The 8,211-nt window shown below is 63.8% G+C and carries 5 protein-coding genes, 1 tRNA gene and 1 pseudogene; 4 read left to right on the top strand and 3 right to left on the bottom strand.

What is annotated here, in order from left to right; translation table 11 throughout:
- Positions 1 to 41: 41 nt before the first annotated feature.
- On the bottom strand, positions 42 to 260 hold the full coding sequence (locus tag VDP82_RS10545) for a hypothetical protein (RefSeq protein ID WP_323014805.1): 219 nt from the start codon (positions 258 to 260) through the stop codon (positions 42 to 44).
- Positions 261 to 460: 200 nt separating this feature from the next.
- On the opposite strand from VDP82_RS10545, the gene VDP82_RS10540 reads away from it, so the two are divergent.
- Positions 461 to 1,615, top strand: coding sequence for an ROK family transcriptional regulator (locus tag VDP82_RS10540; RefSeq protein WP_323014804.1), 1,155 nt, complete (start codon positions 461 to 463; stop codon positions 1,613 to 1,615).
- A gap of 267 nt (positions 1,616 to 1,882) precedes the next feature.
- Positions 1,883 to 3,481 (top strand): Na/Pi symporter, encoded by a 1,599-nt coding sequence (locus tag VDP82_RS10535; RefSeq protein WP_323014803.1) that lies wholly within the window; start codon positions 1,883 to 1,885, stop codon positions 3,479 to 3,481.
- 50 nt (positions 3,482 to 3,531) lie between these two features.
- Here the strand turns inward: VDP82_RS10535 and VDP82_RS10530 are convergent.
- Positions 3,532 to 3,608, bottom strand: a tRNA-Arg gene (locus VDP82_RS10530).
- Positions 3,609 to 4,226: 618 nt separating this feature from the next.
- Between VDP82_RS10530 and VDP82_RS10525 the strand changes: the two are divergent.
- Positions 4,227 to 4,571 (top strand): annotated as a pseudogene (locus VDP82_RS10525) (transglycosylase SLT domain-containing protein); the annotation flags it as partial.
- Positions 4,572 to 4,695: 124 nt separating this feature from the next.
- On the opposite strand, the gene VDP82_RS10520 reads toward VDP82_RS10525, so the two are convergent.
- Positions 4,696 to 5,064 carry a response regulator gene (locus VDP82_RS10520; protein ID WP_323014802.1) on the bottom strand — a complete coding sequence of 123 codons (369 nt, stop codon included), beginning with the start codon at positions 5,062 to 5,064 and terminating at the stop codon, positions 4,696 to 4,698.
- A gap of 161 nt (positions 5,065 to 5,225) precedes the next feature.
- Between VDP82_RS10520 and polA the strand changes: the two genes are divergently transcribed.
- Positions 5,226 to 8,144 (top strand): DNA polymerase I, encoded by a 2,919-nt coding sequence (polA, locus tag VDP82_RS10515; protein ID WP_323014801.1) that lies wholly within the window; start codon positions 5,226 to 5,228, stop codon positions 8,142 to 8,144.
- Positions 8,145 to 8,211: the final 67 nt, after the last annotated feature.

Here is an 8,211-nt window from a genome sequence, read left to right as displayed (position 1 = left end):
GTGAAAACTTCTGCCCCTAGAGGGTCAGATCTCGGTGGCATTCAACACGCGATGGCCTTCTGCATCGCGACTTCGTATGTGCCCTGCCCGATGCAGATGATCCGGTGCGTATCCTGAGAGGCGTTAAATGCCTGGCACTGGGCCAAGATCGCCTGCTCGGTCGCGCCCGTATTGCCGTACCAGAGTTCGATGTCGGCTCCCTGTGCGGCGCCTGCCCACGTCAGCGCAGCCGCCACAGCCGCGAGAAGAGTAGTCCTCATAGGTGTTGATCCTCCTGGTTGCGCTTAAAGCCGAACCATTTCGGCCGGACGCTTATCTTTGTTACTCATTATGTGTAACAGTTGCGTGACTGAGCGCAAGCCCCTCCGGGTGTGTGAAGTCAGCAAACGATTGAACTCCCGTGATCGAGGAATGGAAATTGTCACACATCCTCGGTATTTCGGAAGCTGGAGGTACACTTATGGCCTATTCGCCCGACAGCCGCATCGCGCCGCATTTCCTGCGATCCGACGAGGGTGGAGTCGTGTCGCCCAACGAACGGCATCTGCTCCACCTGCTCTGGCGGCATCCGGGCCTCGCACGTAGCGAAGTGACCGCGCACACGGACTTGGCGCAGCAGTCGGTCTATCGGATCATCGATCGTCTCGCGGAACGCGGCATCGTCGCTAAGGGATCGCCGAAACCTGGGCTCGGCAGCGGCCAGCCAAGCCCGATGCTGCGTCTGAACCCTTCACATGCTTACTCAGTCGGCGTCTCCGTGAACGCCGACGTCATCGACATCTGCATCATGAACTTCGCCGGCAATGTGCTCGCGGAAAGCAGCGTGCCGCTTCGAGAGCGCTCGATGACAGAATCGCTCGAACTCATTGTCGCCAAGATCAAGGAACAGCAGCAGCGCCACGACCTCGCCGAGGACTCCTTCTTTGGCATCGGTTTTGCCATTGCGGGCTTCCACGTTGGCGGGACGCGATTCAATGCGTCTTTGCCTTTGCACGAGTGGTCGTTGATCGAACTTGGCCCGATGCTGGCGGATTTCCTCGCCAAACCTGTTTGGGTGCTCAACGGTGGCCAGGCGGGAGCCGTGGCGGAGTCGATGTTCGGCGCGGGGCGCTTCATCAAGCATTTCGCCTACATCAGCTTCAACTACGGGCTTGGCGGGGGCCTAATCAGCGATGGTGAGTTGCTCGCCGGCGGCAACGGCAACGCGGCGGGCTTCACTCAGATGTACCCTGAGGAAGAGGTGCCTCACCGTCCGGCGCTTCAATCCCTCCTCGAGCAACTCAATCGCAACGGCGTCGACGTTCCTTCCATCACCTACATGCGCAAGAACTTCGATCCGAAATGGCGGGGCGTGTCTGAGTGGCTTGATGACGTAACGCCTGCATACAACCGCCTCGTGAATGCGATCTGGGCCGTCTTTGATCCGCAGGCGATCGTGTTTGGCGGACAGGTTCCTCCGGGGCTCGCACAACTCCTCAGCGCCCGCACGGACATCTTCGGCCGACCGCGCTACGGGGTCTCCCGGCCTGTTCCGAAGCTCATCATATCCGAGATTTCGAACGACGCTGCAGCGATGGGAGCGGCGGTTACGCCGTTCAAGTCCACCTACTACTGACCGGAGCGCCCGGCTCCGCCAAAACCATTGCGCCCGCTTCATTGTTACACTAAGAGTGTGACTGTTCGATGACGGCTGAGCATCCGGGTCGAGAGATCAGGTACCGTCAGCGGCAAGGCGTCCGCGGCCTCCGGAGCCTGGACCACCGGTGGGCGGCCAACCCTCCCAGGGTTCGCCCACCGGCACTTGGTCCCAACTTATTGGGCCCGCCACGCCCCGGAGGTGCCTCCGTTCCCACTCGATCCGAGAGGTCTTGCCGTGACGATCTTGAGCCTGCTGGTGCAACTGTTCAGCGGTGCCATGCTCCTGCTCTTCTCCGTAAGGTTCATGCGCATCGGCATAGAGCGATTGTGGAGCATGGCGCTTCAGTCCGCCATGGCTGAGGGTTCGTCCATCTTGCGTGGACTCTTGCGCGGCGCAGTTCTCGGTTTCGTTATGCAAGGCGGCACAGTCGTCATGTTGATGGCTGCGGGTCTGGCCGGCAGCGGCGCGGTCTCGATCAGTTCGGCATCGATCTTGGCGTTGGGAGCGGATCTGGGCTCGGCCGTTGCCGTCGGCTTCCTGCAACTCCCGAGTTCGGCGGTCGGTCCGCTGGCCATCCTCATTGGCGCGACCCTGTACCTGCGGGCGCCGCAACCGAGAGTTCGGAATTTCGGTCGTGTGGTCCTCGGCCTTGGGCTGATCTTTCTCGCCTTGTCGATCATTCGCGCCAGCGTTGAACCCATCGCCAATCTCGAGTCTACGGTTGGGCTGGCCGGATACCTGACACGGGACACCATTGCGGCGGCACTTGCGGGGCTTGGTTTGACTCTCGCCATGCACTCAAGTGTCGCTGCGATTTTGACCGCCGTGGCCTTCTCTGGCCACGCGATTGTCGGTCCTGCCGCCGTCATCAGCTTTGTACTCGGATGCAACATTGGCAGCGCGCTCCTGCCCCTTTGGCTACTGAGGGGTGAGAGTAGGCGCAGCAGGATCGTTCCGGCCGCCGTGGCCGTGCTCCGCGTCGGGGCAGCGATGCTGTTGATTGTTGTGATTGGGATGTTTCGCGTGAGCATAGACAGCGTCGTTCGAGGCGGCCCCGCCCAGGCGATGCTCGTGTGTCATCTCACCTTCAATTTCCTGCTGCTGTTGTCGGCGCCGCTTTGCCGGCGTTTGGCGCGAGATTTCGAAGTCCGCTTTGCTCAGCCGGTGGAACAAGACGATGCGTCAATTCCTGCCGGCTACATCGAGGACTCCTCAATCGCGGAGCCGGCTGTGAAGCGCAAGCTCGCGACCATGCTCGACCTTGCCTCCAGCATGCTTGACGAGGCGATGTGCAACTTCCCCGAAGCTGAGAAGATGCGCCTCTATGAGGGGCTCCGAGATGCATCCGCGCGTGTGAACTCAAGCGACGATGCCTCGCTCGCCGGCTTGCAGCAGATCGTCGACTTCGCCATCCGTATCGAGCGCTGTGGCGACGTCCTCGCCGGAAAGTTCCTGACGCTTCGGCTCGACCAACTGCGTGGGAGCTACCAATTCACCGAGGAAGGCCACGGGGAAATTGCCGAAATGGTCGAGGCCATTCGCCGGACGATCAGCCTCGCGCATGAGACGGCCTGGACTGGCGATCCATTGCCCGCCGAACGCTTGGTGCGTCACAAGCAGCACGTTTCAGACCTAGAGCAGCGAAGCCGTCACCGACATCTTTCGCGCTTGCGCGGCGGCAATCTCATCAGCCTGGCATCTAGCAACCAGCATCTCGAGACCATCGCGGCACTTAAGGAGATCAACAGCAAGATGGCGACAATCGGCTATGCCGTTCTAGAGCAGCACGGTGGATTGAAAAAGACGCGGCTCAAGTCGTCTGTTGCCGGCACACAGACATAGCAAACGAGAGCCAGCCACAGTCCGGATTCCGAGGTGATTGGGGTGGAGTATGGCGCACCCGCCGCGATTCGAACGCGGGGCCTTCGCCTTCGGAGGGCGACGCTCTATCCAGCTGAGCTACGGGTGCATCCTGCTTACGCAGTGCTTACGCGGGATTTCCGCGATTGCGAAGGGCTGGATACCCCTTGCGTAAGTCTTTGAACTCCTACGTACTTTTTCTTCCCGATCCCCACCAGCCAGACTTGACACGTGCCTTCGGAGGGCAGCGCTCTATCCAGCTGAGCTACGGGTGCCTCGGGCAGGGGCGGGCCCCGGCGCGAACGGGCGCAACCTAACCAAAGCCGCTTCATCGCGCAACGGAGATTTGCGCCGGACCGCATCGCCATCAAATTGCCATCACCCTGCCGCGATTGGGGACTATCGCGCCCCTTGGGCAATCGGCTAGAGAAGCGCCATGGCAAGCCTTACACATTCTTTTCCGCGCGTGGCGGCGCTGGGCGCGGCCGGGCTGCTGGCCCTCCTGGCCTCGGGCTGCTCGATGAGCGCGTTCAAGCCCGCCCCTGGCAAGGCCAGCCCGGTGCTGGCGCAGTTCTCCGCCCCGGCCACGCCCGAACCGGCAGCGGCGTCGGCCGTGGATGCCACCGCCGCCGAGGCGGTGCTGGTGGCCGAGGCTGCCCCTTCGGGGCACGTCCCCGATGCGGTGCAGGTGCCGGCGGCCCCTTCGGTCATGGCCTATGGCGGCAGCGGGCTCGACCCGCTCATCGCCCATTACTCCCAGCATTACAGGGTGCCCGAGACGCTGGTGCGCCGCGTCATCACGCGCGAGAGCAATTACAATCCGGCGGCGCGCAACGGCCCCTATTACGGGCTGATGCAGATCAGCCACGCCACCGCCACCACCATGGGCTATCGCGGCGCGCCGGGGGGCCTGCTCGATGCGGAGACCAATCTGCGCTATGCCGTGCGCTATCTGGCCGGCGCCTATGTTACCGCCGGGGGCAATGCCGACCAGGCCATGCGCTATTATGCCCGCGGCTATTATTACGACGCCAAGCGCGCCGGGCTGCTCGACGAGGCCGGGCTGCGCTGAGGCGCTTCCGCCGCACACGGGCTAAAGCCGCGTCGCGATCTTTCGGAGCAGCTCCGCACGCTTCCCCGCCTTGTTTTTTCGCATGGCCTTATCCCCAGACCGGTGCCCTTTGGGCAGACATGCTTCAGGCCCGCGCCCCCACCAGCAGGGCGATCTGCTCGGCCAGGTCCTGGCTGCGCATGGGCTTGCCGATGCGGGGCAGATCGGTCTCGGCGCCGCCGGGCAATTCGCCATAGCCGGTCACCAGCAATATGGGCAGGTCCGGGCGCAGGGCGCGGGCGCGCTCGGCCAGCTCCAGCCCGTTGAGGCCCGGCATGGCGAAATCGGTCAGCAGCAGGTCGATCGGCCCGTCGCCGGCCAGAAGCGCCAGCGCCTCGTCGCCCGAGGAGACCTCCAGGGCGCGATGGCCCAGATCCTCCAGCGTGGCGGCAGTGCCGATATTGATGAGCACGTCGTCGTCGACGGTCAGGATGGTCAGGCTCGGTTCAATCATCAGGGGCCCGAAAAGCGCATATCCGCAACACAAGCCCGCGCCATGCGCGGGCAACATGATGACACAGTCTGGCCGAAAAAAATGGTGCAAGTGAGGCTGGCCTTTTGCCGATGACGCATCTGCCCTAGACTTGCGCCTCTACCGGACTTTGGAATCGCCTCATGCATCTGCTGCTCGTCGATGGCTCGGGTTATATCTTCCGCGCCTTTCATGCCCTGCCCCCGCTCAACCGCAAGTCGGACGGGCTGCCCGTGGGGTGCGTTCAGGGCTTTTCCAACATGCTGTGGAAGCTGATGGAGGATCTCAAGGGCGATGACGAGCCCACCCATATGGCGGTGATCTTCGATCATTCCGGCAAGACCTTCCGCGATGCCATCTACGACCAGTACAAGGCCCACCGCCCGCCGGCGCCCGAGGAGCTGGTGCCGCAGTTTCCCCTGACCCGGGCCGCCACCCGCGCCTTCAACCTGCCCTCCATCGAGATGGAAGGCTGGGAGGCCGACGACATCATCGCCACCTATGCCACGCTGGCGCGCCAGGCCGGCGGCAAGGTCACCATCGTTTCGTCCGACAAGGATCTGATGCAGCTGGTCGAGCCCGATGGCGCGGTGCGCCTGCTCGACACCATTGCCCGTCCCGGCCAGCCGCCCCTGCGCTGGATCGGGCCCGACGAGGTGATGGCCAAGTTCGGCGTCACCCCTGACAAGGTCATCGACGTTCAGGCCCTGTGCGGGGACAGCGTCGACAATGTGCCGGGCGTGCCCGGCATCGGCGTCAAGACCGCCGCCGAGCTCATCAATACCTATGGCGATGTGGAAACCCTGCTGGCGCGCGCCGGCGAGATCAAGCAGAACGCGCGGCGCGAAAAGCTCATCGCCAATGCCGATCTGGCCCGCATCTCCAAGCAATTGGTGACGCTTTCGCGCGAGGTGCCGGTGGCCGAGACGCTGGAGGATCTCGCCCGCCAGCCCATCGAGCCGGGCAAGCTGTTTCCCTTCCTCAAGGCCATGGAGTTCAACGCCATCACCAAGCGGCTCGCCGGGCTGCTGGATACCGATCCCGAGGCCTGGGAGGCCGATCCGGCGCTCGCCGCCAAGCCGGCTTCGGGCGCCATCGGCTTTAACAATGAAGCGCGCGCCGAGGCCCGCGCCGCCCGCCAGGCCGAAAGCGGCCAGGCCGAGGCGGTGCTGGTGCGCCACGCCGCGTCCATGCATGACAAAATCCGCGCCATTCCCTTCGCGCCGGAGCATTACGAGATCATCCGCGACGCCGCCCGGCTGGAGCACTGGATCGAAGCCATCTACCGGGAGGGCCGGGTCGCCATCGACACCGAAACCACCGGCATAGGCAACCAGAGCGCCGATCTGGTCGGCATTTCGCTCTCCACCGCGCCGGGCAATGGCGCCTATATTCCGCTGGGCCATACCGAGGGGGCGGGCGATCTGCTGGGTGGCGGTCCAGTCGAGGGGCAGATGGACATGCGCGCCGCGCTCGATCTGCTGCGTCCGGTCTTTGCCGATCCGTCGATCCTGAAGATCTTCCACAACGCCAAATATGACCTGGGCCTGCTCGCGCGCTACGATATCGCGGTCAATGCCGTCGATGACACGCTGCTTTTGAGCTATGCGCTCGATGGCCCGCAATACAACGCGCTGGGCGAATTGGCCGACCATTGGCTGGGCCGGGCCGGCATTCCCATCAAGGAGCTGATCGGCAGCGGCAAGAACCAGATCACCTTCGCCCAGGTGCCCGTCGACACCGCGGCGCGCTATGCCGCCGAGGACAGCGACATGACCCTGCGGCTCTGGCATGTGCTCAAGCCGCGCCTGGCCGCGGAAAACATGACCACGCTCTACGAAACGCTGGAGCGCCCGCTGATGCCGGTGCTGGCGCGCATGGAAGGGCGGGGCATTTCGGTGGACCGGCAGATCCTGTCCCGGCTTTCGGGCGATTTCGCCCAGCGCGCCGCCGCTTTCGAGGCCGAGGCGCACCAGCTGGCCGGGCAGAGCTTCAACCTCGCCTCCCCCAAGCAGCTTGGCGAAATCCTCTTCGACAAGATGGGGCTCGAAGGGGGCACCAAGACCAAGACCGGAGCCTGGTCCACCGGCGCCGACGTGCTGGAGGACCTGGCCGCCAAGGGCGTGCCGCTGGCGCGCACCATCGTCGACTGGCGCCAGCTCACCAAGCTGATGGGCACCTATACCGATGCCCTGCCCAATTACATCAATCCGCGCACCGGGCGGGTACACACCACCTATTCCCAGCATTCGGTGCTGACGGGGCGCCTCAGCTCCAACGACCCCAATCTGCAGAACATCCCGGTGCGCACCAATGATGGCCGCAAGATCCGCACCGCCTTCGTCGCCGCGCCGGGCCGGCTGCTGATTTCGGCCGACTACAGCCAGATCGAATTGCGCGTGCTGGCCCATATCGCCGATATCGGCGCCCTCAAGGATGCCTTCGAGGAGGGGCTGGACATTCACGCCATGACGGCGAGCGAAATGTTCGGCGTGCCGGTCAAGGACATGCCTTCGGATGTGCGCCGGCGCGCAAAGGCCATCAATTTCGGCATCATCTACGGCATTTCCGCCTTTGGGCTGGCCAACCAGCTCGGCATCGGCCGCAGCGAGGCGGGCGACTATATCAAGACCTATTTCGAGCGCTTCCCCGGCATCAAGGACTATATGGACATACAGCGCCGAAGGGTGAAGGAGGACGGCTACGTCACCACCATTTTCGGCCGCCGCATCAATTTCCCCAATGCGCGCTCCTCCAATCCGGCCGAGCGCAGCTTTGTCGAGCGCGCCTCGATCAACGCCCCTATCCAGGGCTCGGCCGCCGATATCATCCGCCGCGCCATGATCCGCATGGAGCCGGCCCTCGCCAGGGCCGGCATCGCCGCCGACATGCTGCTGCAAGTGCATGACGAGCTGATCTTCGAGGTCGACGAAGGCACCGAAAATGCCGCGATTCCGGTCATCACCGAAGTCATGGAAAGCGCCGCCGAACCCGCCATGCGCCTCGCCGTTCCCATCAAGGTCGACGCCCACGCAGCAAAAAACTGGGACGAGGCACATTGAGGGGGCCCCGCGCCGGAATGACATCGGGGGTTGAGTTTGGCTCCAAGACCATCCCACTCACGATGTC

Source organism: Devosia sp. (genome assembly GCF_034675085.1).
Classification (GTDB): domain Bacteria; phylum Pseudomonadota; class Alphaproteobacteria; order Rhizobiales; family Devosiaceae; genus Devosia.
Note: the sequence above shows the minus strand (reverse complement) of the source record. Positions and strands in the feature narration are given on the sequence as shown.

What these genes read in the sequence shown, in the direction of transcription:
- VDP82_RS10545 (WP_323014805.1), bottom strand. Translation starts at nt 260, where the DNA reads ATGAGGACTACTCTTCTCGCGGCTGTGGCGGCTGCGCTGACGTGGGCA.
- VDP82_RS10540 (WP_323014804.1), top strand. Translation starts at nt 461, where the DNA reads ATGGCCTATTCGCCCGACAGCCGCATCGCGCCGCATTTCCTGCGATCC.
- VDP82_RS10520 (WP_323014802.1), bottom strand. Translation starts at nt 5,064, where the DNA reads ATGATTGAACCGAGCCTGACCATCCTGACCGTCGACGACGACGTGCTC.
- polA (WP_323014801.1), top strand. Translation starts at nt 5,226, where the DNA reads ATGCATCTGCTGCTCGTCGATGGCTCGGGTTATATCTTCCGCGCCTTT.